Annotated in this window: 20 protein-coding genes; 7 read left to right on the top strand and 13 right to left on the bottom strand. The window is 64.7% G+C overall.

All coding sequences use genetic code 11. From position 1 onward, the window contains the following. Positions 1-7: 7 nt before the first annotated feature. From NJH59_RS13080 to NJH59_RS13065, 4 genes are read left to right on the top strand one after another with little or no spacing between them, the layout of a single operon-like run. A complete protein-coding gene (locus NJH59_RS13080) occupies positions 8-1,165 on the top strand; it encodes an MlaE family lipid ABC transporter permease subunit (RefSeq protein ID WP_173925070.1) in 1,158 nt (385 codons plus the stop codon). After that, positions 1,162-1,956: an ABC transporter ATP-binding protein gene (locus NJH59_RS13075; protein WP_043862314.1), complete on the top strand. Its 795-nt coding sequence runs from the start codon at positions 1,162-1,164 to the stop codon at positions 1,954-1,956. Before NJH59_RS13080 ends, NJH59_RS13075 begins: the two co-directional genes overlap by 4 nt. Before the next feature lies 1 nt (position 1,957). After that, on the top strand, positions 1,958-2,896 hold the full coding sequence (locus NJH59_RS13070; protein WP_043862313.1) for an MlaD family protein: 939 nt from the start codon (positions 1,958-1,960) through the stop codon (positions 2,894-2,896). Beyond that, positions 2,893-3,501 carry an ABC-type transport auxiliary lipoprotein family protein gene (locus NJH59_RS13065; protein ID WP_078481270.1) on the top strand — a complete coding sequence of 203 codons (609 nt, stop codon included), beginning with the start codon at positions 2,893-2,895 and terminating at the stop codon, positions 3,499-3,501. The genes NJH59_RS13070 and NJH59_RS13065 overlap by 4 nt, the downstream gene beginning before the upstream one ends. Here NJH59_RS13065 and NJH59_RS13060 read toward each other — a convergent pair. The 6 genes from NJH59_RS13060 to NJH59_RS13035 form a co-directional block, all read right to left on the bottom strand. Next, positions 3,483-4,712, bottom strand: coding sequence for a nucleoside recognition domain-containing protein (locus tag NJH59_RS13060; RefSeq protein ID WP_043862311.1), 1,230 nt, complete (start codon positions 4,710-4,712; stop codon positions 3,483-3,485). The genes NJH59_RS13065 and NJH59_RS13060 overlap by 19 nt on opposite strands. 202 nt (positions 4,713-4,914) lie before the next feature. Next, positions 4,915-6,246, bottom strand: a complete 1,332-nt coding sequence (gene gltP, locus NJH59_RS13055; protein ID WP_054916020.1) for a glutamate/aspartate:proton symporter GltP — start codon at positions 6,244-6,246, stop codon at positions 4,915-4,917. A 728-nt stretch (positions 6,247-6,974) separates the two neighbouring features. Continuing rightward, positions 6,975-7,445 carry an inhibitor of vertebrate lysozyme family protein gene (locus NJH59_RS13050; protein WP_058542001.1) on the bottom strand — a complete coding sequence of 157 codons (471 nt, stop codon included), beginning with the start codon at positions 7,443-7,445 and terminating at the stop codon, positions 6,975-6,977. Between the two features lie 2 nt (positions 7,446-7,447). Continuing rightward, positions 7,448-7,612, bottom strand: coding sequence for a DUF1328 domain-containing protein (locus NJH59_RS13045; protein WP_009401691.1), 165 nt, complete (start codon positions 7,610-7,612; stop codon positions 7,448-7,450). Between the two features lie 57 nt (positions 7,613-7,669). Next, a complete protein-coding gene (locus tag NJH59_RS13040; protein ID WP_043862308.1) occupies positions 7,670-7,951 on the bottom strand; it encodes a hypothetical protein in 282 nt (93 codons plus the stop codon). Positions 7,952-8,124: 173 nt separating this feature from the next. Further along, complete coding sequence (locus NJH59_RS13035) at positions 8,125-8,958, bottom strand: BON domain-containing protein (protein WP_253086862.1); 834 nt, start codon at positions 8,956-8,958, stop codon at positions 8,125-8,127. 207 nt (positions 8,959-9,165) lie between these two features. On the opposite strand from NJH59_RS13035, the gene algB reads away from it, so the two are divergent. Together algB and NJH59_RS13025 are read left to right on the top strand one after the other, a co-directional pair. Next, positions 9,166-10,512, top strand: coding sequence for a sigma-54-dependent response regulator transcription factor AlgB (gene algB / locus NJH59_RS13030; protein ID WP_253086861.1), 1,347 nt, complete (start codon positions 9,166-9,168; stop codon positions 10,510-10,512). An 8-nt stretch (positions 10,513-10,520) separates the two neighbouring features. Continuing rightward, positions 10,521-12,296, top strand: coding sequence for a KinB sensor domain-containing domain (locus NJH59_RS13025; protein ID WP_173925029.1), 1,776 nt, complete (start codon positions 10,521-10,523; stop codon positions 12,294-12,296). Between the two features lie 42 nt (positions 12,297-12,338). Here the strand turns inward: NJH59_RS13025 and NJH59_RS13020 are convergent, their stop codons facing one another. The 6 genes from NJH59_RS13020 to NJH59_RS12995 form a co-directional block, all read right to left on the bottom strand. Then, positions 12,339-13,958, bottom strand: coding sequence for an EAL domain-containing protein (locus NJH59_RS13020; RefSeq protein ID WP_043862304.1), 1,620 nt, complete (start codon positions 13,956-13,958; stop codon positions 12,339-12,341). A 75-nt stretch (positions 13,959-14,033) separates the two neighbouring features. Further along, complete coding sequence (locus NJH59_RS13015) at positions 14,034-14,810, bottom strand: N-acetylmuramoyl-L-alanine amidase (RefSeq protein ID WP_043862303.1); 777 nt, start codon at positions 14,808-14,810, stop codon at positions 14,034-14,036. A gap of 64 nt (positions 14,811-14,874) precedes the next feature. After that, positions 14,875-16,809, bottom strand: a complete 1,935-nt coding sequence (locus tag NJH59_RS13010; RefSeq protein WP_253086860.1) for a GGDEF domain-containing protein — start codon at positions 16,807-16,809, stop codon at positions 14,875-14,877. Positions 16,810-16,832: 23 nt separating this feature from the next. Then, positions 16,833-17,687, bottom strand: coding sequence for an endonuclease/exonuclease/phosphatase family protein (locus tag NJH59_RS13005; RefSeq protein ID WP_043862301.1), 855 nt, complete (start codon positions 17,685-17,687; stop codon positions 16,833-16,835). Positions 17,688-17,698: 11 nt separating this feature from the next. Next, positions 17,699-18,331, bottom strand: a complete 633-nt coding sequence (dsbA, locus tag NJH59_RS13000) for a thiol:disulfide interchange protein DsbA (RefSeq protein ID WP_043862300.1) — start codon at positions 18,329-18,331, stop codon at positions 17,699-17,701. A 165-nt stretch (positions 18,332-18,496) separates the two neighbouring features. After that, positions 18,497-19,114: a c-type cytochrome gene (locus tag NJH59_RS12995; protein WP_043862299.1), complete on the bottom strand. Its 618-nt coding sequence runs from the start codon at positions 19,112-19,114 to the stop codon at positions 18,497-18,499. A 417-nt stretch (positions 19,115-19,531) separates the two neighbouring features. On the opposite strand from NJH59_RS12995, the gene yihA reads away from it, so the two are divergent. Further along, positions 19,532-20,164, top strand: a complete 633-nt coding sequence (gene yihA, locus NJH59_RS12990; RefSeq protein WP_054916024.1) for a ribosome biogenesis GTP-binding protein YihA/YsxC — start codon at positions 19,532-19,534, stop codon at positions 20,162-20,164. A 289-nt stretch (positions 20,165-20,453) separates the two neighbouring features. On the opposite strand, the gene polA is transcribed toward yihA, so the two are convergent. Beyond that, positions 20,454-23,237, bottom strand: coding sequence for a DNA polymerase I (polA, locus tag NJH59_RS12985; protein WP_253086859.1), 2,784 nt, complete (start codon positions 23,235-23,237; stop codon positions 20,454-20,456). Positions 23,238-23,280: the final 43 nt, after the last annotated feature.

Genomic DNA, 23,280 nt, shown 5'->3' with positions numbered 1-23,280 from the left:
GGACTGTCTGGAGCCTATGACCACCACCGTCACCCCCGCCAGCGCCACCCTCGATACCACGCGCAGCCCGGCCTGCCTGCGCATCGCCGGCGACTGGACCCTGGCCAACTACACGCCGCTCAAGCGCAGCACCGAGGCCCTGCACGGCCAGTACGATGCCAGCGCCCAGGTCGACCTCGCCCAGCTGGGCAAGCTGGACACCGCCGGCGCCTCGCTGCTGGTCGAACTGCTGGGTGCCGAGCGCCTGGGGCAACTGGCCGATGACCACGCCAGCCCGCTGTCGGCCGCCGACCGCGCCTTGCTGCACACCGTGTACTGCTCGCTTCAGGACTACTGCCTGCCAGAGCGCCAGCCGGAAACGTCCGTGCTGACCCAACTGCTGTGCCGCATCGGCCGGGCAGTCGACGTGCTGTGGCAAGACACCCGGCAACTGCTCGGCTTCATCGGCCTGATCATCGCCACCCTGGCCCGGCGCCTGCTGCAACCCAGGCGCTGGCGCATGACTGCCGTGGTCGCGCACATCGAACAGACCGGCCTGGACGCGGCGCCCATCGTCGCGCTGCTGACCTTCCTGGTGGGTGCGGTGGTGGCCTTTCTGGGCGCCACAGTGCTGGCCAGTTTCGGCGCGAGCATCTTCACCGTCGACCTGGTGGCGTTCTCGTTCCTGCGTGAATTCGGCGTGCTGCTTACCGCCATCCTGATGGCAGGACGCACCGCCAGCGCCTTCACCGCGCAGATCGGCTCGATGAAGGCCAACGAGGAAATCGATGCGATCCGCACCCTGGGCCTGGACCCGGTCGAGCTGCTGGTGGTGCCGCGGGTGCTGTCGCTGCTGATCGCGCTGCCATTGCTGACCTTCGTCGCGATGCTGTGCGGCATCATCGGTGGCGCCGTGGTGTGCGCGGTGTCGCTGGACATCTCGCCGGCGATGTTCCTGTCGCTGCTGGAAAGCGACATCGGCGTGCAGCACTTCCTGGTGGGCCTGGCCAAGGCGCCGTTCTTCGCCTTCCTGATCGCGGCCATCGGTTGCCTGGAAGGTTTCAAGGTGACCGGCAGCGCTGAATCGGTCGGCGCCCACACCACCTCGGCGGTGGTCCAGTCGATCTTCGTGGTGATCGTGCTGGATGCGGTGTTCGCACTGTTCTTCATGGAGATGAGCTGGTGAGTGAGGCAAGCCGCGAGAAGGTCATCGAGGTGCGGGGCCTGTGCAACCGCTTCGGCACCCAGAGCGTGCACGAACAGCTCGACCTGGACCTGTACCGCGGCGAGATCCTCGCCGTGGTCGGCGGCTCGGGCAGTGGCAAGTCGGTGCTGCTGCGCAGCATCGTCGGCCTGCGCCGGCCCAACGAAGGCACGGTGAGGATCTTCGGCCAGGACCTCAGCCAGGCCAGCGACCAGCAGCGCTCGCAGGTGGAACGTCGCTTCGGTGTGCTGTACCAGAAGGGCGCGCTGTTCTCGTCGTTGACCGTCACCGAGAACGTCGCACTGCCGCTGATCGAACATGCCGGCCTGAGCCGCGCCGACGCCGAGCACCTGGCCGGGGTCAAGCTGGCCCTGGCCGGGCTGCCGCTGTCGGCGGCCGACAAATACCCCGCGTCGCTGTCGGGCGGCATGATCAAGCGCGCCGCCCTGGCCCGCGCCCTGGCGCTGGACCCGGACATCCTGTTTCTCGACGAGCCCACCGCCGGGCTCGACCCGATCGGCGCGGCCGCCTTCGACCAGTTGATCCTGACCCTGCGCGATGCGCTGGGCCTGAGCGTGTTCCTGATCACCCACGACCTGGACACCCTCTACACCATCACCGACCGCGTGGCCGTGCTGGCGCAGAAGAAGGTGCTGGTGGCCGGCCCCATCGACCAGGTCTCGGAAACCGACGACGCGTGGATTCACGACTATTTTCATGGCCCGCGCGGCCGTGCGGCCTACCAGGCCGCCACAGCGCTCAAGGAGAACTGAAATGGAAACCCGCGCGCACCATGTGTTGATCGGGCTGGTCACCGTGCTGGTGGTGGCCGGCGCCATGCTGTTCGGCCTGTGGCTGGCCAAGTCGAGCGTCGACAGCACCTTCAAGGACTACGAGGTGGTGTTCAACGAGGCCGTCACCGGGCTGTCCAAGGGCAGTGCGGTGCAGTACAGCGGGATCAAGGTAGGTGATGTGATCAGCCTGCGCCTGGACCCCAACGACCCCCGCCGGGTGCTGGCGCAGATCCGCCTGAGCGCCGAGACCCCGATCAAGCAGGACACCCAGGCCAAGCTGACCCTGACCGGCGTCACCGGCACCTCGCTGATCCAGCTCAGCGGCGGCACCCCGCAGAGCCCGCCGCTGGAAGGCAAGGGCGGCCGGCTGCCGGTGATCGTCGCCTCGCCATCGCCGATTGCGCGCCTGCTCAACAACAGCAGCGACCTGGTGACCAACATCAACCTGCTGCTGCACAACGCCAACCGGCTGTTCTCCGAAGAGAATGCCACCCGCCTGGGCGCCACCCTGGCCAACCTGGAGCAGACCACCGGCGCGATTGCCGGGCAGCGCGACGACATCCGCCTGGCCATCCAGCAGATGGCCCAGGTGGGCAAGCAGGCCGGCGCGGCGCTGGAGCAGACCAGCCAGCTGATGCGCAACGCCAACAGCCTGCTCGGCAGCGACGGCAAGCAGATCGTCAACAGCGCCGACCAGGCCATGCAGTCGCTGGCGCGCAGCACCGCCACCATCGACGCGTTGCTCACCGACAACCGCGAGGCGATCACCAGCGGCGCCCAGGGCTTCAACGAACTGGCCCCGGCGATCCGCGAACTGCGCGATACCCTGACTGCCTTGAAGGGCATCTCCCAGCGCCTGGAGGCCAACCCCAGCGGTTACCTGCTGGGCCGCGACAAAAACAAGGAGTTCACCCCATGAGCCGCCCCTGCCGCACCCTCGCCCTGGCCGCGCTGCTGAGCCTGAGCAGCGCCTGCTCGATCCTGCCCAAGGCGGAGCCGGCCGACGTGTACCGCCTGCCGGCGGCGCAACCGGTGCGCAGCAACGCCGCACCCGTGGCCTGGACCCTGCGTATCAACAAGCCGCTGGCCAGCGAGATCCTCGGCACACCGCGCATTGCCGTGGTGCCGGCAGGCGACCTGATCAGCAGCTACAAGGGCGCACGCTGGGCCGACCCGGTGCCGGCACTGCTGCGCAACCGCATGCTCGACGCCTTCCAGCGCGATGGCCGGGTACAGCGGGTAAGTGCCGACGACGCCAACCTGCAGGCCGACTACGAGATCGTCGGCGAACTGCAGGCGTTCCAGAGCGAGTACAGCGATGCCGGGCTGGCAGTAGTGGTGCGCCTGGATGCGCGACTGGTGCAGGGGCGTACCCAGCGCGTGCTGGCCAGCCACAGCTTCGAGGTGCGCCAGCCGGTGGCGCAGACCCAGGTACCGGCGGTGGTCGGCGGCTTCGGCCAGGCCACCGACCGGCTGATGGCGCAACTGGTGGACTGGACCGTGGCTCAGGCGAAGAACCAGTAGCACACCGCGATGGCCGCCAGCACCCCGGCCAGCTCGGCCAGCAGCGCGCAGCCCACGGCGTGGCGTGCGCGCTGGATACCCACGGCGCCGAAGTACACCGCCAGCACGTAGAAGGTGGTTTCGGTGCTGCCCTGGATGGTCGCGGCCACCAGTGCCGGGAAGCTGTCCACCCCGTGGGTCTGCATGGTCTCGATCAGCATGGCCCGCGCCGCGCTGCCGGAGAACGGCTTGACCAGCGCGGTGGGCAGGGCATCGACGAAACGCGTGTCCCAGCCCAGCCATTCGATGACATGACGAATGCCGTCCAGGCCGAACTCCAGCGCCCCCGAGGCGCGCAGCACGCCGACCGCGCACAGCATCGCCACCAGGTAGGGCAGCAGGCTCTTGGCCACGTCGAACCCTTCCTTGGCACCTTCGACGAAGGTTTCGTACACCGGCACCCGCTTGAATGCGCCGATCAGCAGAAACAGCATGATCAGGCCGAACAGCGTGAGGTTGCCCAGGATCGACGACAGGGTGGCCAGCGCGGTGGCCGACAGGCCCGCCAGCAGCGCCATGAAGCCGCCCAGCAGCAGCGCGCCGGGCACCATGTAGGCGAGCACCACCGGGTCCCACAGGCGCAGGCGCTGCATCACCGCCACCGACAGCAGCCCCACCAGGGTCGAGGCGCTGGTGGCCAGCAGGATCGGCAGGAACACCAGGGTCGGGTCCATAGCGCCTTGCTGGGCGCGGTACATGAAGATGGTCACCGGCAGCAGGGTCAGTGACGAGGCATTGAGCACCAGGAACAGGATCTGCGCGTTGCTTGCCGTGGTGGAGCTGGGGTTGAGCTCCTGCAGGGCGCGCATGGCCTTGAGGCCGATAGGCGTGGCGGCGTTGTCCAGGCCCAGGCCGTTGGCGGCGAAGTTCAGGGTGATCAGGCCCAGCGCCGGGTGGCCGGGCGGTACCTCGGGCATCAGGCGACGGAACAGCGGGCCGAGCACCTTGGCCAGCCAGTCGACGATGCCGGCCTTTTCGGCGATCTTCAGAAAGCCCAGCCACAGGGTCAGGGTACCGAACAGCAGCACCATGACTTCGACCGAAAGCTTGGCCATGGCGAAGATACTCTCGACCATGGCGGCGAAGATGCCCGCGTTGCCACCCACCAGCCACTGCACCAGTGCGGAGAGGGCGGCCACCACGAAAAAGCCGAGCCAGAGGCCGTTGAGCATTGGTAGTTTCCCTTGCAAGTTGGAGCGCATGATAGCGGGGTGGGTAGGCAGACGCCATAAACGGCGGCGGCCCATTCGCCGGCAAGGCCGGCTCCTACAGGTTCGGCATCGTCTGTAGCAGCCGGCCTTGCCGGCGAAGCTTCTGGCAGGCAACAAAAAGCCCCGACGGGTCGGGGCTCTTGTGTTTCAGGCCGTCAGCAGCTTAGTGCTGAGCGGTCTCGCCAGCCGGCGCCGGGGTCTTGCTGCGCCAGTGCGGCAGCGAGTTCCAGTACGCCTGGCCCTTGGCATCGTCATACATGCCTTCCCAGCGCGAGATGACCAGTACCGCCAGGGCGTTGCCGATCACGTTCAGGGCGGTACGCGCCATGTCCATGATGCGGTCGACACCGGCGATGAACGCCAGGCCTTCGAGCGGGATGCCCACGCTGCCCAGGGTCGCCAGCAGCACCACGAACGATACGCCCGGCACACCGGCAATGCCTTTGGAGGTGACCATCAGGGTCAGCACCAGCAGCAGTTGCTGGCTGATCGACAGGTCGATGCCGTACAGCTGCGCGATGAAGATCGCCGCGATGCTCTGGTACAGGGTCGAACCGTCCAGGTTGAACGAGTAGCCGGTCGGCACCACGAAGCTGCAGATGGCCTTGGGCGAACCGTAGGCTTCCATCTTCTGGATCACGCGCGGCAGCACGGTCTCGGAGCTGGCGGTGGAATAGGCCAGGATCAGCTCGTCCTTGAAGATGCGCATCAGTTTCAGGATCGAGAAACCGAACAGGCGGGCGATCAGGCCCAGCACCATGAAGGCGAAGAAGGCGATGGCGAAGTACACCAGCAGCACCAGCTTGGCCAGCGGCAGCAGCGAGGCGAAACCGAAGTTGGCCACGGTCACCGCAATCAGGGCGAACACGCCGATCGGGGCGTAGTTCATGATCATGTGGGTGACCTTGAACATGGCTTCCGACACGCCCTGGAAGGTTTTCACCAGCGGGTCGCGGATGTCTGCCTGCAGGCTCGACAGGCCCAGGCCGAACAGCACCGAGAAGAAGATGATCGGCAGCATCTCGCCACGCATCAGCGCTGCAAAGATGTTCGACGGGATCAGGTTGAGGATGGTCTCGATGAACGCATGCTCATGCTGCACCTCGGCGGCGGTGGCCTGGTACTTGGAGATATCCACGGTGCCCAGGGTGCTCATGTCGATGCCGGCGCCCGGGTGGAACAGGTTGGCCAACACCAGTCCGACCACGATCGCGATGGTGGTCACCACCTCGAAATAGATGATGGTCTTGAGGCCGATACTGCCAAGTTTCTTCGCATCGCCAACCCCGGCGATACCCACGACCAGCGACGAAATCACGATCGGGATGACGATCATCTTGATCAGGCGAATGAAGATGTCACCTGCCGGTTGCAGGACGTTACTGATCCACCATGCCTTTTCTGCACTGAAATGGTTCAGCAACGCCCCGATGGCGATCCCCAATACCAGACCGATGAGGATTTGCCAGGCGAGGCTTAGTTTTGCCTTCTTCATGTCGTTACCCTTTGTTCAAGTGGACACGGTCACTGCCTTGAAACCTGCATTCTAGAGCCGCTGAAAGCGATTCCCTGGAGTTTTCATGGTGCAGGCAATGCGCCGTAGAAGGTCACCGCAAGTGAGCGCAAGGGGCGCTCGGACCAGCGAAAAAGGCGCAACTATTCCGATGCAGGCGCACTGAGTCTAATGCCGTAAATGACTACCCTATGCCGAATCGGCATGATCTTTTTGGCATGAAACGGACGTCCCAGCGGCAGAAAACCTACCCGTTCGGAATCCCGAATAAGGCCAAAGCGCCATGATTAGGCCGATACAGCGGTATCCACAAACCGGCAAAACAGCGTTGTTCGACAATCCGAATGCGTGAAAAACGTCATTTGGCAGGTCAAAGAAGTCAGGAATTTTTTTGATGGGTGGTCAGCCGTCTGGCCGATCTGTCACTTTCAAGCGGGGAAATGCATCAGGCTTGCGCCGGGTGCACAAGTCTGACCGGGGGCTGCCCTGGCGGCATGCGACCCCGGTCCACGACTGTGTTGCCGTTTACCACCCTGACCCGGCCCATGAAGGAGGTACTCCCTGTACCCCTAGGCCCCTCCGATCCTGTAGCAATCAGAGCAGCCCGGCCCCCTGGTCATGCGTCCGCTCTCCTCGAGCGGGCGCAGCATAGAAACTGGAACAGGCAAAAGGTTCAGCTTCCATGGTGATACTGATGCGTCCGGCGACACTCAGTAGTAGTTCGGGTCTTTCTTCAGCTGCTCTTCGAGCATCTGTTTCATGCCGTCATTCGGCTCGCCCAACCAACGCTTGTCGGTGTGACGGCTGGGTGACTTGTCGGCAGGCAGGCCGGCGGGTACCTGGACCCACAGCGCGTATGCCTCATCCTTGTCCCAGCTGAAGGCCACGATAAGACGGCTGCTGTCGCAGCTCTGCTCGGTCTCGCACAAGGGGCCGACCAGATACTTGTCGCCGTCTTCCTCGATCGCCGTCATCTGCTCGGTGGAAGCACCACTGAGGTTGATGACCCAATCGGGCAGCCGCTCCTGCTTTTTGACCACTTTCTGCCAGGTTTCCCGGTACTCGGGGTCCGAACCAAGCAGTTGGCTGGTCCGGACCTGGCCGTCATTGGCCGCCATCGCCGCTGTACAGGCCCCCACCATCAGGGCGCCTGCCAGGGCTCTGTAGAGCGTCCCTTTCATAGTCAACCTCTACCGCGACGACCGAAGAAGAAGGAAGCGACGAACAGTACCAGGAAGACAATGAAGAGAATCTTCGCGATACCGGTAGCGGCGCCGGCGATACCACCGAAGCCCAGTACGGCAGCGACAATGGCGATGATCAGGAAGGTGATGGCCCAACTTAACATGGTGTTTCTCCTTACCGTTTTTGAAAGCGGTTGTGTCAGATGTGGGGCATTGCTCGGTCAGAACACCCAGCGTTCCTGCGGCACGACGGTTTCCACGGTGGCCGCATCGACCGAGTGGGTACGTGGCGCGGTCCTGGCTTCCAGCATCGAAGCACGCGTGGCCTGCACATGGGCCACGTGATAAGCCTGTACGGACATCTGGTTGGCGATCTGCTTGGACTGCCAGATGCTGTACATCTGCCCTGCAACCAGGGTCAGAAGCGCCGCCAGGCAGAGAAACAGCAACTGGCGTACGTGAAGCGGGGAAATCTGCACTAGGGCGGCGGTTAACAGGTTCATGCCGGGCTCCTCTGCTGCATCGTTGTTATTGACTGATAGAGTCATTGCAGCCTGCATGCCAGCTTTTTAAATCAAATAAAACGCTTATAAATCAACATCTTAGGCATGCACCGAGGGCAGCTGCAGGACGCATCCTGCACGATGCCCCCCAGGGCCTCGTGCGATTTGCACGATCAGCCCTCCACCTTGATCGCCACCTTGAGCATGTCGGCGTCCACCCCGCGCACGCCGCGGATCTGGCGGGCAATCTCCTGGGCGATGGTCTTCTGCTCGTTGCTCATGACTTCCCCGGACAGGCGCACCACCCCCTCCTGTGTCGCCACCTTGATGTTGGGCCCGTCCAGGTTGCGGCTATATAAGAAGCTGGTCTGCACCTTGTCGTTGATCCACGCGTCGCTCTGCACCTCGGCCGCTGCCGCAGCGGCCTGCTCGCGGGCCTGGGCCGGGTCGCTCACGCCCAGGCTGATCAGGTTGTTGACCAGGTACACGCCATCGGTAGAGGCCGCCACGCTGCCGGCCATCTGCTTGGCCTCGGCGCTGGTCACCCGGCCACGCAGGGTGACCACCCCGGCCCGGCTGTCGACTTCGATGGGCAGGCCCTGGGTCTGGCTGCTCCACAGCAGGCGGGCGCGGATAACCGCCCCCAGGGTGGCGTCCTCCAGGCGCTGGGCATAGGCGCGCCGTTGCAGGGTTTCATCCACAAGCTCGGGGTTGACCTGCAACTGGTTGTCGACCTGCTCGATGCCGGCGGTGGCCAGTGCCACCTGCGCCGCCAGCTCGCGCTCCACCTCGTTCTCCACCTCGCCCTGCAGGCGGGCGGTCTGACCCTGGATGGCCACTTCGATCTTGAACGGGTTGAGCAGTCGGTTGAGCGCCAGGGCGGTCTGCAAGGCGCCTTCCTGACGGGCCTGCTGCAGGCCGGGTTCGGCCGCCGAGGCGCTGGTGAAACCCAGCGGGGTGAGCAGAAGTGCGGCAGTCAGAACTGCCAACGGGCGTATTGCACGCATGATGAAGCCTCCTGTTGGTCAGAAGGAACATCATGGCAATCGTTGTGCCAGTGCTCAAAAAGTAAACAAACTCATTATTTTCAATGAGTTAGTCATATTCGCAGCAGGGAGCTAGCATGCAGGGCGCGGAATCAATCAGAATCGACCATGCAACTTGCCCGATTTTTCCGAGACTAACCAAGAACATTCTTAAAGGAGCGTAGGAAAATGGAATCTGCCACGGAACATCAGGGCCGCATTCTGCTGGTAGACGACGAGTCCGCAATCCTGCGTACCTTCCGCTATTGCCTGGAAGATGAAGGCTACAGCGTGGCCACGGCCAACAGCGCCGCCCAGGCCGAAACCCTGTTGCAGCGCCAGGTGTTCGACCTGTGCTTTCTGGACCTGCGCCTGGGCGAGGACAACGGCCTGGACGTACTGGCGCAGATGCGTATCCAGGCGCCGTGGATGCGCGTGGTCATAGTGACCGCGCATTCGGCGGTCGACACCGCAGTCGATGCGATCCAGGCCGGCGCCGCCGATTACCTGGTCAAACCGTGCAGCCCCGACCAGCTGCGCCTGGCCACTGCCAAACAACTGGAGGTGCGCCAGCTCTCGGCGCGTCTGGAGGCCCTGGAAGGGGAAGTGCGCAAACCCAAGGACGGCCTGGATTCCCACAGCCCGGCCATGATGGTGGTACTCGAAACCGCGCGCCAGGTGGCCAACACCGACGCCAACATTCTGATCCTTGGCGAGTCCGGTACCGGTAAAGGCGAGCTGGCACGCGCCATTCATGGCTGGAGCAAACGCTCGCGCAAGGCCTGCGTGACCATCAACTGCCCGTCGCTGACGGCCGAACTGATGGAAAGCGAGCTGTTCGGCCATAGTCGCGGGGCATTTACCGGGGCCAGCGAAAGCACCCTGGGCCGGGTCAACCAGGCCGACGGCGGCACGCTGTTTCTCGACGAGATCGGCGACTTCCCGCTGACCCTGCAACCCAAGCTGCTGCGCTTCATCCAGGACAAGGAATACGAGCGGGTCGGCGACCCGGTCACGCGCCGCGCCGACGTGCGGATTCTGGCAGCCACCAACCTCAACCTGGAGGACATGGTGCGCGACGGGCGTTTTCGCGAAGACCTGCTGTACCGTCTGAACGTGATTACCCTGCACCTGCCGCCGCTGCGCGAACGCAGCGAAGACATCCTGACCCTGGCCGACCGCTTCCTGGCGCGCTTCGTCAAGGAATACGCGCGCCCCGCACGCGGTTTCAGCGACGAGACCCGCGCCGCGCTGCTCAACTACCGCTGGCCGGGCAACATTCGCGAGCTGCGCAACGTGATCGAACGGGCGAGCATCATCTGCCCGCAGGAGCGGGTCGAGGTCAGCCACCTGGGCATGGCCGAACAACCCACCAGCAACGCGCCGCGGGTGGGGGCTGCATTGAGCCTCGACGAGCTGGAGCGCGCGCACATCGGTGCGGTGCTGGCCACCAGCGACACCCTTGACCAGGCCGCCAAGACATTGGGCATCGATGCCTCGACGCTGTACCGCAAGCGCAAGCAGTACAACCTGTGAAGCTGGCGATGAAGCTGCGCACGCGGCTTTTTCTCAGCATCTCGGCGCTGATCACCGTGGCCCTGCTGGGCCTGATTCTGGGCCTGGTCAGCGTGCAGCAGATGGCCAGCTCGCAGCAGAAGCTGATCAGCGACAACTCCTACATCCTCGACCTGGGCCTGAAGCTGCGTCAGAACCTGGGTGAACAGCTGTCCCTGCTGCTGGACCCGGACAGCGAGGTGCAGGCGCTGCAACCGCTGCAGGACAAGTTTCAGCAACTGCTCGACGAGGGCCTGAGCCATGAACGCCAGGCCGAGGGGTTTGCGGGTTTCAGTACCGCCAACCGTGATTACCAGGCCTTCCTCAAGGCCTTTCGCGACAGCCCCGAGCCCAGCCGCAACCTGGGCCCGGACCAACCCCTGGGCGAAGCCTTCAACCAGTTGCGCACCGACCTGATCGACTCGCACAAGCAGGCCCTGGCGCATATCAACCACAGTGAACAGAAGGCCCGCGAACGTGCCCTGCTGGTCTCCAGCATGCTGGGCCTGCTCGGGCTTGCCGTGCTGGTGCTGGGTTTCATCACTGCCCACGGCATCGCACGCCGCTTCGGCCAGCCGATCGAGGCGCTGGCCAAGGCCGCCGACCAGATCGGCCAGGGCAATTTCGAGGTCACCCTGCCGGTAACCCCAGCCGTGGAGATCAACCAGCTCACCCGCCGTTTCGGGCTGATGGCCGAGGCACTGCGCAAGCATCAGGCCACCAATGTCGACGAACTGCTGGCCGGCCAGCAGCGCCTGCAGGCGGTGCTCGACAGCATCGACGACGGCCTGCTGATCATCGACCGCGAAGGCCATCTGGAACACCTCAACCCGGTGGCCCAGCGCCAGCTGGGCTGGGACGCCAGCCGCCTGGGCCAGGGCCTGGGCAAGGCGCTGCAACGCCCGGAGCTGGACGACCAACTGCGCCTGATATTGCGTGGCGGCAGCCTGGACCGCGTGCCGGACGACCTGAGCCTGGAAATAGATGAAGAAACCCGCCTGCTGGCCTACAGCCTGACCCCGGTGTGCCATCCACAGGGGCAGATCCTGGGCGCGGTGATGGTGCTGCACGACGTCACCGAGCAGCGCGCCTTCGAACGGGTGCGCAGCGAGTTCGTGCTGCGCGCCTCCCACGAGTTGCGCACCCCGGTGACCGGCATGCACATGGCCTTCGGCCTGTTGCGCGAGCGCCTGACGTTTCCAGCCGAGAGCCGCGAGGCGGACCTGTTCGACACCATTGGCGAGGAGATGCAGCGGCTGACCCAGCTGATCAACGACCTGCTCAACTTTTCGCGCTACCAGAGCGGCTTGCAGAAGCTCGAACTGCAACCCTGCGCGATCGACGAGTTGCTGTCGCGGGCCCGCGAGCGCTTCGCAACGGCGCTGGCCGACAAGCAGATCGAGTTGCGCGTGGAGCTTGCCGCGCCACTGCCGCGCATCCAGGCCGACCCGGCGCAACTGGACCGGGTGCTGGACAACCTGCTGGACAATGCCATCCGCCATACGCCGGTGGCGGGCAGTATCCGCCTCAATGCCCGGCGGCATGCCGAACGGGTGATCATCAGTATCGAGGACAATGGCGAAGGCATTGCCTATGGCCAGCAGGGGCGGATTTTCGAGCCCTTCGTGCAGGTTGGGCGCAAGAAAGGCGGTGCCGGGCTGGGCCTGGCACTGTGCAAGGAGATCGTGCAGTTGCATGGCGGGCGCATGGGCGTGTACTCACGGCCAGGGCAGGGCACGCAGTTCTACATGGCGCTGCCGGTGTAACCGCCTTCGCCTGCAGGCGCCAGCCTTGCTGGCGAGGGGGCGCTACGCCTCGTCATCGATCCGCCGCGGCCCCAGCCGCCGCCCCCGGGTCACCAGCTCGACGAACTGGCGCGCACTGAGCGGGTGCGCGAACAACCAGCCCTGGCCATAGTTGACCCCCTCGCTATTGAGCAGCAACGCCTGGTCCTCGTACTCGATACCCTCGGCGATCACCCGCAACTGCAGGGCGTGGGCCATGCGGATGATGTGCGGGGCCACGCCGCTGCTGGCCGCGTCGTGCCCCAGGGCATCGATGAACGCCTTGTCGATCTTCAGGCAGTCCACCGGCAAGGTCTGCAGGTAGGCCAGGCTGCAATAGCCGGTACCGAAGTCGTCGATCAGCACCTGGTGCCCCACCGCCCGCAAGGCCTGCAGGTTGTCCCGCGCCACCACCACGTCGATCAGCCCGCGCTCGGTGACCTCGAAGGCGATCTGGCTGGCCGACACATGGTGCAAGGCCAGCAGGCGCGCCGCCACCCGGCCGATGCGCGGCACCATCACATCGCACGCCGCCAGGTTCACCGAGATATACAACTGGCGGTTGGCGCGCAGCAGCTGGCCCAGCTGTTCGAGCACACGCTGCAGCACGAAGTCGGTGATCTGGCGGATCTGCCCGGTGTTCTCCGCCAGCGGGATGAACAGGTCGGGGCTGGTCAGCGTGCCGTCGGGGCGACGCCAGCGCACCAGGGCCTCGGCGCCCACGCAGCGCCGGCTGGCCAGCTCGAAGATCGGCTGATACAGCACCTGCATTTCGCCACGGCGCAGCGCGCCCTGCAGCTCCGAGCTCATCGAACGGCTCTGGCGCACCAGCTGCAGCACCAGCCAGCCGATGCACCAGGCCAGCAGCAGGCTGCCGGGGAACAGCAGCCAGAGCACGCCGTTCATCTTCAGCGACAGGCTTTCGCGCGGGGTGATCAGCACCAGCTGGTAGTCAGGCGATTTGGTGGGCATGCGGTATACCAGGCGATCGGGCAGTTCCATCAGGTCCACCCTGGGCGGTGGCGGCCACTGGTCGCCGGGCGGCCAAGGCTGCTCCGGGCCCAGGACCGGCACGGCACGCGCGCCGTGGTCGAGCACCACCAGCAGGCTGCCACCGGGCGGCAGGTCGACCACGTCGGTCAGGTGCCCGCGCGACGTCGACACGCGAAAGTGCCCACGCCCCAGCACCAGTGCGGCGCGGTTGTCGTCGGGTTCGGTGGTGGTATTGAGCCAGTAGCTGTAGGTGGGGCCCTGGATGTCCGGTGCCCGCAGCGGGTCGAAGTTGCTGCTGCCCAGCCGGTTGGAGCACGACTGCGTGCCGTCGAGGTAAGTGGCCTCGAACACGAAGCGGTTGTCGAAGGTCACCTGCTGCAAGGCTGCCTGCATCGCACTGCTGCACCCGCGCAGGGGCTGTGCCTGAAGGGCGTCGACGCTTTCGCGCAGTTGGCCGAAGATCTGCTCCAGGCGTTCGAGAAAGCGCTCGCCCTTGGCGTTCATCTGCGCGCTTTCGCGCTGCTGCACCTGGTGCATGGCCACGCCGAGGCTGGCCAGCAGCAACAGGGTTGCACTCGCCGTGGCCGCAAGCGTGGCCAGCAGCCAGGGTCGATAGAGGAGGCGACGCAACGTGGCAAGGGCAGGCGACATCAAGAATCATCCCGTTGAATACCATGAGGTATAGCAACTGCCGGACGAATCAGCCTGCCCGTTGGGCGGTACCGCTCAGCGCTGGCTGTTCAGCACCTGCAGAATCGCGGCAGTCTGGGCATCCGGCTGGCCGTCGAACAGCTGTGGCCGAAAGCGCATCTGGAACGCTGCCAGTACATGCCGGGTGCTCACGTCCAGCTCGCCGGTCTGCTCGATGGCGTAGCCAAAGCGCGCCAGTTGCTGCTGGTACCAGGTGATGCTTGGCGGGTTGACGTCAAAGCGCGCGCGCTGCTGCGCCACCGCCTGAGCGTTGGGCCAGACGCCAAGGCCGGCGTCGGCCAGGCGTTTCCAGGGGAACATCGGGCCCGGGTCGAGCTTGCGCAGGGGCGCGATGTCGCTGTGGCCGATGATGTGTCGCGGCTGGATGCCGTTGCGCTGCACGATGTCCTTGAGCAGTACGATCAGCGCCTGGATCTGCGCCTCGCTGTAGGGGTGCCACACGCGCCCGGTGGGGGTGTCGGTGAAGCCCGGGTTGACGATCTCGATGCCGATGGAAGTGGAGTTGAGCCAGGTCCGGCCCTCCCACTGGCTGTCGCCGGCATGCCAGGCGCGACGACTTTCATCCACCAGCTGATAGATGGTTGCCGGGTTGTCGCCGATCAGGTAATGGCTGCTGACCTCACCGTGGGTCAGCAGGGCCAGCGAGCGCTCGAGGTTGGCATTGGTGTAATGCAGCACCACGAACTGGATGCGGTTGTCCTGGTTGACCGAGGGGTGGCTACGGTCGATCTTCAGGCCGGTGGCGCAACCGGCCAATGTCAGCATCACAAGCGCGGTAAGGAAGGCTTTCATGGAAATGGGGCAGGGCCTGGGCAGTCGGTAATGCAATAGCATAACGTATCCTGCGCAAACCCGTTCACCCCTGTTCGACGCGGTTGCGACCCAGGTGCTTGGCGCGGTACAGCGCCTCGTCGGCGCGCTTGAGCACTGCGTCGCTGCGCTCGCCGGAGCGGAACGCGGTGATGCCGATGGACAGGGTGATGGTCACCCGTTCGCCCTTGAAGTGGAACGGGCAGGCTTCGATGGCGCCGCGCAGCGTCTCGGCCAGCTCGATACCGCTACCCAGCGCGGTCTGCGGCACCAGCAGGACGAACTCCTCGCCGCCGAAGCGGGCGATGAAATCGCGGCTGCGCAGACGCTTGCGCAGCTCGTTGGCAACGATCTTGAGCACCTTGTCGCCGGCCTGGTGGCCGTAGCTGTCGTTGATGCGCTTGAAGTGGTCGAGGTCGAGCATGGCCATCAGCAGGTGGCCGCCGTTTTCCTGCCAGGCGAGCATTTCCTGCTCCAGGCGCTCGGCCCAGGCGGCGCGGTTGGGCAAGCCGGTGAGCGGGTCGATCAGGGCCTTCTGGCGCTGTTCTTCAAGGTGCTCGCGGTAGCCCAGGGCTTCCTGCTCCATGCTCGCGACCCGCTCGGCCAGGCCTTGCAGGCGGCTGGCCAGTTCCTGCTCGCGCAGGTCACGCTGATGCTGGTGCTCGTCCATGGTGCCGAGCAGGCCCTCGAGGCGGTTCTCGAGGATGTGCTTGAGACTGTCGAGGTCGGCAGCGCCCTGCACGCTGCTTTGCAGGCCATCGACCTGTTCGCGCAGCTGGGTATTGAGGTCGCGGGCGACGGAGCTGTTGTCGGCATGCCCTTCGCTGGCCTCCTGCAGGTGGCTCTGGAACGTCTCGAGGCGCTCGTTGAGCTGTTGCAGGTAGGCTTCGAATTCATGCTGGCCGCTGTCGGTGATGGCCAGCATCAGTACCGCCAGGTCATCCAGCACCGGCAGCAGCTCGTACCAGTTCAGCCCGTGCTCCAGGCGCTGACGCACCGCCAGGGCCTGGGGCTTGTGGCGTTCGGGCAGGGTCAGATCGTCGAGCAAACCGAGCAGGGTCTGCTCGATATGGGTGGCGACGGAGCTATAGGAAGGCTCGGTGCCGTCGGGGAGGGCGTAGAGGAGTTCTTCGGGGGTGGGTTCGGGTGCCCCATCGACTTCGACAGCGTCCGCGTGCTCGGTCAGCACCGGGGCAGGCGTGGGTGGCGGTGTGAGCGCTGGGGCCTCTTCGCCAGCAAGGCTGGCGCCTACAGTGTAGGAGCCGGCATTGCCGGCGATGGGCTGCGCAGCAGCTCCGGCGTCCTCTGTGTCGACCAAGGCTGGGGGCTCGGGCAACGGCTGCAGTTCATCCACATCCGCCGCAGCCGGCGCAGGCTGCTCATGCACAGGTTCGACCGCTGCTTGCGCCACCGGCTCCAGGGCCTGCGCCTCGGGTTGAGCGACCTGCGTCTCTTCTTCACGCCCGCCAAACAAGCGCTGCAGAAACCCCGGCTTGCTCGCCTCTTCTGGGTGCTCCAGCACCGCCAGCGCCTTGCCCTGCAAGCCACTGAGCTCGCTCAGCAGCAACGGCATCTCGCGTGACTGGCTGGCCCGCGCATCCAGCTGCTTGGCAAATTTCTTCAGTGGTCGGCTGACCTCGCTGGGCAACGGCAGCTTCTGCAACTGGGCCACCAGCGCGTTGAGCGCGGTGCCTACCTGGGCGATCCGGGTTTCACGGCGCTGCTCGGAATCGAGCACGGCCTTTTCCAGACGCGGGATCAACCCGGCCAGGGCGGCGTCCATGTTGTCGGTACGGATGACCTCGCGCATTTCCTTCATGCACTGGTCTACCGCGCGGTCGCTGCCTTCGGCCGCCAGGGTGCTGCGCACCAGGCCGCGGCGCAGCAGGTCGAGACGGGCGTCCCACCGGCGTTCGAGCTTTTCCTGCTGCTCGATGCTCTTGAGGTATTTTTCTTTCCAGCGTTGAGCTTCGTCGGTCATGCCAAGGTCCGCAGATAAGGGGACTAACGCAAGGCCGGAAGGGTATCGACAGTCAGGGCATCAGGCAAACGAATCTCGACCGCCACGGGGAGATGGTCGGAAATCGGCTGGGACAGCACCTCGACCCGTTCCAGAGTGAGGCTCGGGCTGAGCAGAATATGATCAAGGCAACGCTGTGGTCGCCAGCTGGGGAAGGTCGCTTCGACCTGCGGCGCAATCAGGCCCAGGTCGCGCAGCGGGGAGTGCTGCAGCAGGTCGGTGGCATGGGTGTTCATGTCGCCCATCAGCACCTGGTGACGATAGCCGCCGATCAGCTCGCGGATGTAGCCCAGCTGCAGGGCGCGGGTTCGCGCGCCAAGCGCCAGGTGCATCATCACCACCACCAGCGCATCCTCGCCTTCACCGAACCGCACCAGGATCGCACCGCGGCCGGCCGGGCCGGGCAGCGGGTGGTCTTCGAGCAGTTGCGGCTTGAGGCGGCTGAGCACGCCGTTGCTGTGCTGGCCCAGGCGCCCGAGGTTGCGGTTGAGCTGCTGGTACCAGTAGGGGAAAGCACCCAGTTGCGCCAGGTGTTCAACCTGGTTGACGTAGCCCGAGCGCAGGCTGCCGCCGTCGGCTTCCTGCAGGGCCACCAGGTCGAAGTCGCCCAGCAGGTTGCCGATCTTCTGCAGGTTGCCGGCACGCCCCATGTGCGGCAGCAGGTGCTGCCAGCTGCGGGTCAGGTAGTGCCGGTAACGCTCGGTGCTGATGCCTACCTGGATATTGAAGCTGAGCAGACGCAAGCGACCGTCGGACGGTAGACCACTTGCATCGATATGGTGCTCGTTGACCTGCGGTTCGTGCAGGCCGACGAGGCGCTCGGATTTCCAGCGGCGCATAGTTTCGCCTCTTATTTGGCGGCGCGTTCCTTGGCAATCAGTTGGTCAGCAACGTTCAGTACGCCGTTCGGGCCACCTGCGGTGCCCAGGTCGAAGGTGTACTTGCCGTTGACGACCATGCTCGGAACGCCCTTGATGTTGTACTGCTTGGCAAGTTCCTTGGCCTGGTTGACCTGTCCCTTGATGGCGAACGAGTTGAAGGTGGCCAGGAACTTGTCCTTGTCCACACCCTGGGTGGCCAGGAAGTCGGCCATCTCTTCAGGCTTGGTCAGGTGCTTGCGCTGGTTCTGGATGGCATCGAACACGGCCGCATGCACCTTGTGCTCCACGCCCATGGCTTCCAGGGTCAGGAACATCTGCCCGTGGGCGTCCCATGGGCCGCCGAACATGGCGGGGATACGCTTGAAGTTCACGTCGTCAGGCAGCTTTTCGACCCACGGGTTGATCGTCGGTTCAAAGCTGTAGCAATGCGGGCAGCCATACCAGAACAGCTCGACCACTTCGATCTTGCCAGGCTGGGACACCGGTACCGGGTTGCTCAGCTCGACATATTCCTTGCCGGCGATCACAGGGTCTGCGGCCTGGACCGTCATACCGAAGGCGCTGGCGGCGACCAGCGCGGCGCCGAGAATCAGATTACGCATGCGTTACTCCTGAGCAGTGATGTGTCGCCTCGTCGCGACCTGGGTTCAGACAGGCCGGGGCAGGCCCGAGTTCGTTAGTGTAACGGCAGCGGGCACAAAAAAGGGTGGCCCGGGCCACCCTTTTCATTTTTGCGCCGCTGTATTAACCCAGCGTTAAACCGGGGCTCAGTGCAGGCCCTGGATGTAGCTGGACAACGCGTCGATGTCCTTGTTGCTCAGCTTGCTGGCGATGGTGCGCATGGTGGTGGCATCGCCATCGTTGGTGCGGTTGCCTTCACGGAAGTCCGTCAGCTGCTTGGCCACGTAGCTTGCGTGCTGACCACCCAGGTGCGGGAAGCCGGCGGCGGCAATGCCTGCGCCGTTGGGCGAGTGGCAACCGGTGCAGGCCGGCAGGCCTTTTTCCAGATCACCGCCGTTGAACAGTGCGCGACCACGCTCGACCAGCGCCGGGTCGGCGGCGCCCACGCTGCCTTTCTGGCTGGCGAAATAGGCCGCGATATCGGCCAGGTCCTGATCGTTGAACGCGGCCAGCATGCCGGTCATTTCCAGCACGGTACGTTTGCCCGACTTGATGTCGTGCAGTTGCTTCTCCAGGTATTTCTCGCCCTGGCCGGCCAGTTTCGGGAAATTCGGCGCCATGCTGTTGCCGTCGGGGTTGTGACACGCGCCACATACAGCGGTTTTTGCCTGACCGGCAGCAGCATCCCCAACGATATTGCCGGCAGCGTTGGCAGCCCCGGTGATGCCTAAGGTCAACAGCAGACTCACGAATAGTTTGTTCATCAGCTAATCCAACTACGGCTAAGGGTGAAAGAGTTATGTATCGAGGCAACCTGTCTTGTTGACTCACCCGGTCAGGGTGGCCTGATCGTCCTCGTTACTGCAGTCCATGCACAAACCACGCGGCGGCATAGCCTTGAAACCCTGGGGAGCTGCTTCGACAGCCTCTGCGGTCCCTTATGTCAGGCGTGACTTCCACGCTGTAGGGATCCTGTGTAGCCTGAGCGCCGAATACGACCCTTTCAGGGTTGGGGCTGCACTGCGTCTACTGCGCAAGCTTGGTCAAGCAGCTCCCGTGCACATCCTCCTACGCTGGGATAATGCGCACACAAAAACTGGGGCATTATATACTCCCGTGCCTGAAACGGAAACGACACCGCTTGCCGAGACCCCCTCGAGCAACGCCCAATCGGAAATACCATGCAAGTCAAAAACCCCATCCTCGGACTCTGCCAGCAGGCCAAATTCGCCCTCAGTGCCGCCAAAGTCGACCAGTGCCCGGACGACGAAGGTTTCGAAGTGGCCTTTGCCGGCCGCTCCAACGCCGGCAAGTCCAGCGCCCTCAACACCCTGACCCACGCGAGCCTGGCGCGCACCTCGAAAACCCCGGGGCGTACCCAGCTGTTGAATTTCTTCAGTCTGGACGACGATCGGCGTCTGGTCGACCTGCCGGGCTATGGTTATGCAAAGGTGCCGATCCCGCTCAAGCAGCACTGGCAGCGCCACCTGGAGGCCTACCTGGGCAGCCGGGAGAGCCTCAAGGGCCTGATCCTGATGATGGACGTGCGCCATCCCATGACCGACTTCGACAAGATGATGCTCGACTGGGCCGTGGCCAGCGGCATGCCGATGCACATCCTGCTGACCAAGGCCGACAAGCTGACCTTCGGCGCGGCCAAGGGCACGCTGCTCAAGGTACAGGCCGAAATCCGCAAGGGGTGGGGCGACAGCGTGACCATCCAGCTGTTCTCGGCGCCCAAGCGCCAGGGGCTGGAAGAGGCCTACACGGTACTGGCTCGCTGGCTGCAACTGCCGGACAAGCCCGCAGAATAAGGGCTGCCCGGCAAATGCCGGGCAAAAAAAACCCCGGACTTCGTATGGGGAGGGGGAAGTTCGGGGTTCAAGTTCCGGACCGCTAGGGCGGGGTCCAGATATCTGCCAACACTTAACACAACATAGGAGCATCGAAGGGCTTCACCAGCCATTCAGTTACTCTGAGTCGTGGTTCACCGGTTTAGTTCCTCGGCGCGGGAAACTATTTTCCATAGGCCGAAAATGCAGAAATTGCCGCGACCTTATGCCGCAGCAAATTTCTGTTTCTGGTAGGCGCCAACCACGCTTTTCAGTGCGCCTCGTCCCAGTTCGCCCCCACGCCCACATCCACCACCAGCGGTACATCCAGCTGCGCGGCACCGCTCATGTGCACGCGAATCTCCTGCGCCACCTGTTCCACCAGGTCCTCGCGCACTTCCAGCACCAGTTCGTCGTGCACCTGCAGGATCACCCGGGCATCCAGCGCAGTGCTCGCCAGCCAGTTGTCCACCGTGACCATGGCGCGCTTGATGATGTCAGCTGCGGTGCCCTGCATCGGCGCGTTGATCGCGGTACGCTCGGCGCCAGCACGCTCCTGCGGACGGTTGGAGTGAATGGTCGGCAGGTACAGGCGCCGCCCGAACAGCGTTTCCACGTAGCCCTGGTCGGCCGCCTGCTTGCGGGTGCGCTCCATGTAGTCGCGCACGCCCGGGTAGCGGGCAAAGTACACGTCGATGTAGGCCTTGGCCGTCTTGCTGTCGACGCCGATGTCCTTGCCCAGCTTCTTTGCGCCCATGCCGTAGATCAGGCCGAAGTTGATCGCCTTGGCGCTGCGCCGCTGGTCGGAGGTCACGTCGCCAAGCTCCACCTTGAACACTTCGGCCGCGGTGGCAGTGTGCACGTCCAGGCCGTTGCGGAAGGCGCTGAGCAGGCCTTCGTCCTTGGCTAGGTGGGCCATGATGCGCAGCTCGATCTGCGAGTAGTCCGCCGCCAGCAATTTGTAGCCGGGCGCCGCGATGAAGGCCTGGCGAATGCGCCGGCCCTCGGCGGTACGCACCGGGATGTTCTGCAGGTTCGGGTCGCTGGACGACAGGCGGCCGGTGGCAGCCACCGCCTGCTGGTAGGAAGTGTGGATACGCCCGGTACGCGGGTTGATCTGCTCGGGCAGGCGGTCGGTGTAGGTGCTCTTGAGCTTGCTCATGGAGCGGTACTGCATCAGCACCTTGGGCAGCGGGAAGCCTTCCTCGGCCAGCGCCTCAAGGGCTTCTTCAGCCGTCGACGGCTGGCCCTTGGGGGTCTTCTTCAGTACCGGCAGGCCGAACTTGTCATAAAGGATGGCGCCCAGCTGCCTGGGCGAACCCAGGTTGAACGGCTCGCCCGCCAGCTCGATGGCTTCGCGCTCCAGCGCGTCCATCTTGTCGCCCAGCTCGCCGCTCTGGATCCTGAGCAGGTCGGCATCCACCAGCGCGCCCTCGCGCTCGATACGCGCCAGCACCGGCACCAGCGGCATCTCGATATCGCTCAGCACGCTGGCCAGGCTTGGCAGCGCCGCCAGCTCGGCGTGCAGCTTGTGGTGCAGGCGCAGGGTGATGTCGGCATCTTCGGCGGCGTAGGGGCCGGCCTTGTCCAGGTGGATCTGGTTGAAGGTCAGCTGCTTGGCACCCTTGCCGGCAATGTCGGTGAAGCCGATGGTGATGTGGTCCAGGTACTTCTTGGCCAGGTTGTCCATGTCGTGGCGGGTGGCCGTGGAATTCAGCACATAGGATTCGAGCATGGTGTCGAAGGCCACCCCACGCACGGTAATGCCCGCGCAGTTGGCCAGGATGTTGATGTCGTACTTGGCGTGCTGCCCGACCTTGGCCTTGTTCGGGTCTTCCAGCAGCGGCTTGAGCGCGTTCAGCACCAGCTCGCGGTCCAGCTGCTGCGGAGCGCCTTCGTAGTCGTGTGCCAGCGGGATGTAGGCGGCCTCATGGGGCTTGACCGCAAACGACAGGCCGACCAGCTGGGCCTGCTGCGCATCGACCCCGGTGGTTTCGGTATCGAATGCGAACAGCTCGGCGTCCTTGAGCTTTTGCAGCCACACGTCGAAACGTGCCTTGTCCAAAATGGTTTCGTAGGCGGCCTCGACAGGGGCTACCGGCTCGGCAGCGACCACCGGGGGCGCCTCGGCGTCGGGTTTGGCGGCAGGGGGGGGCGGGGCGAGCTCCAAGCGCTTGTTCTCGCGCTGAACTTCGTCGATCCAGCCCTTGAATTCGAGTTCGGTGTACAGCTGCAGCAGCGTTTCGCGGTCAGGTTCGCCCAGGTGCAGGTCGTCCAGCCCGACCTCCAGCGGCACGTCGACCTTGATCGTGGCCAGCTGGTACGACAGGAACGCCAGCTCCTTGTGCTCCAGCAGCTTGGCCGGCAGGGTCTTGGCCCCGCGGATCGGCAGGCTCGGCACCAGGTCGAGATTCTCGTACAGCTCCTTGATACCGCCATTGACGCCCACCAGCAGGCCGACGGCGGTCTTCTCGCCCACGCCCTTGACCCCGGGGATGTTGTCGGATGAGTCGCCCATCAGCGCCAGCAGGTCGATGATCTGCTCGGGTGCGACGCCGAACTTCTCCTTCACGCCCTCGATGTCCATCGACGAGCCCGACATGGTATTGACCAGGGTAATGTGCGCATCCACCAGCTGGGCCATGTCCTTGTCACCGGTGGAGATCACCACCGGGCGGGTCGCCGCGGCGCTGCTGCGGGCCAGGGTGCCGATCACGTCGTCGGCCTCGACCCCCTCCACGCACAGCAGCGGGAAGCCCAGCGCCTTGACGCTGGCGTGCAGCGGCTCGATCTGCACACGCATGTCGTCGGGCATGCTCGGCCGGTTGGCCTTGTACTCGGCGTACATCTCGTCGCGAAAGGTGCCGCCCTTGGCGTCGAACACCACCGCGAAGGGGCTGTCCGGGTACTGCTTGCGCAGGCTCCTGAGCATGTTCAGCACACCCTTCACCGCGCCGGTGGGCATGCCCTTGGAGTTGGTCAGCGGTGGCAGCGCGTGGAACGCGCGGTACAGGTAGGACGAACCGTCCACCAGGACGAGGGGAGCTTGGCTCATGAGCAGAATCAACCTTTTCAACGGGCCCGGCGCTAGAATGTCC

The sequence above is a fragment of the Pseudomonas sp. VE 267-6A genome (assembly GCF_024126555.1).
GTDB classification, from domain to species: Bacteria; Pseudomonadota; Gammaproteobacteria; order Pseudomonadales; family Pseudomonadaceae; genus Aquipseudomonas; species Aquipseudomonas palmensis.
The sequence above is the reverse complement of the archived record's forward strand: the minus strand, read 5'-3'. Positions and strand labels throughout refer to the sequence as shown.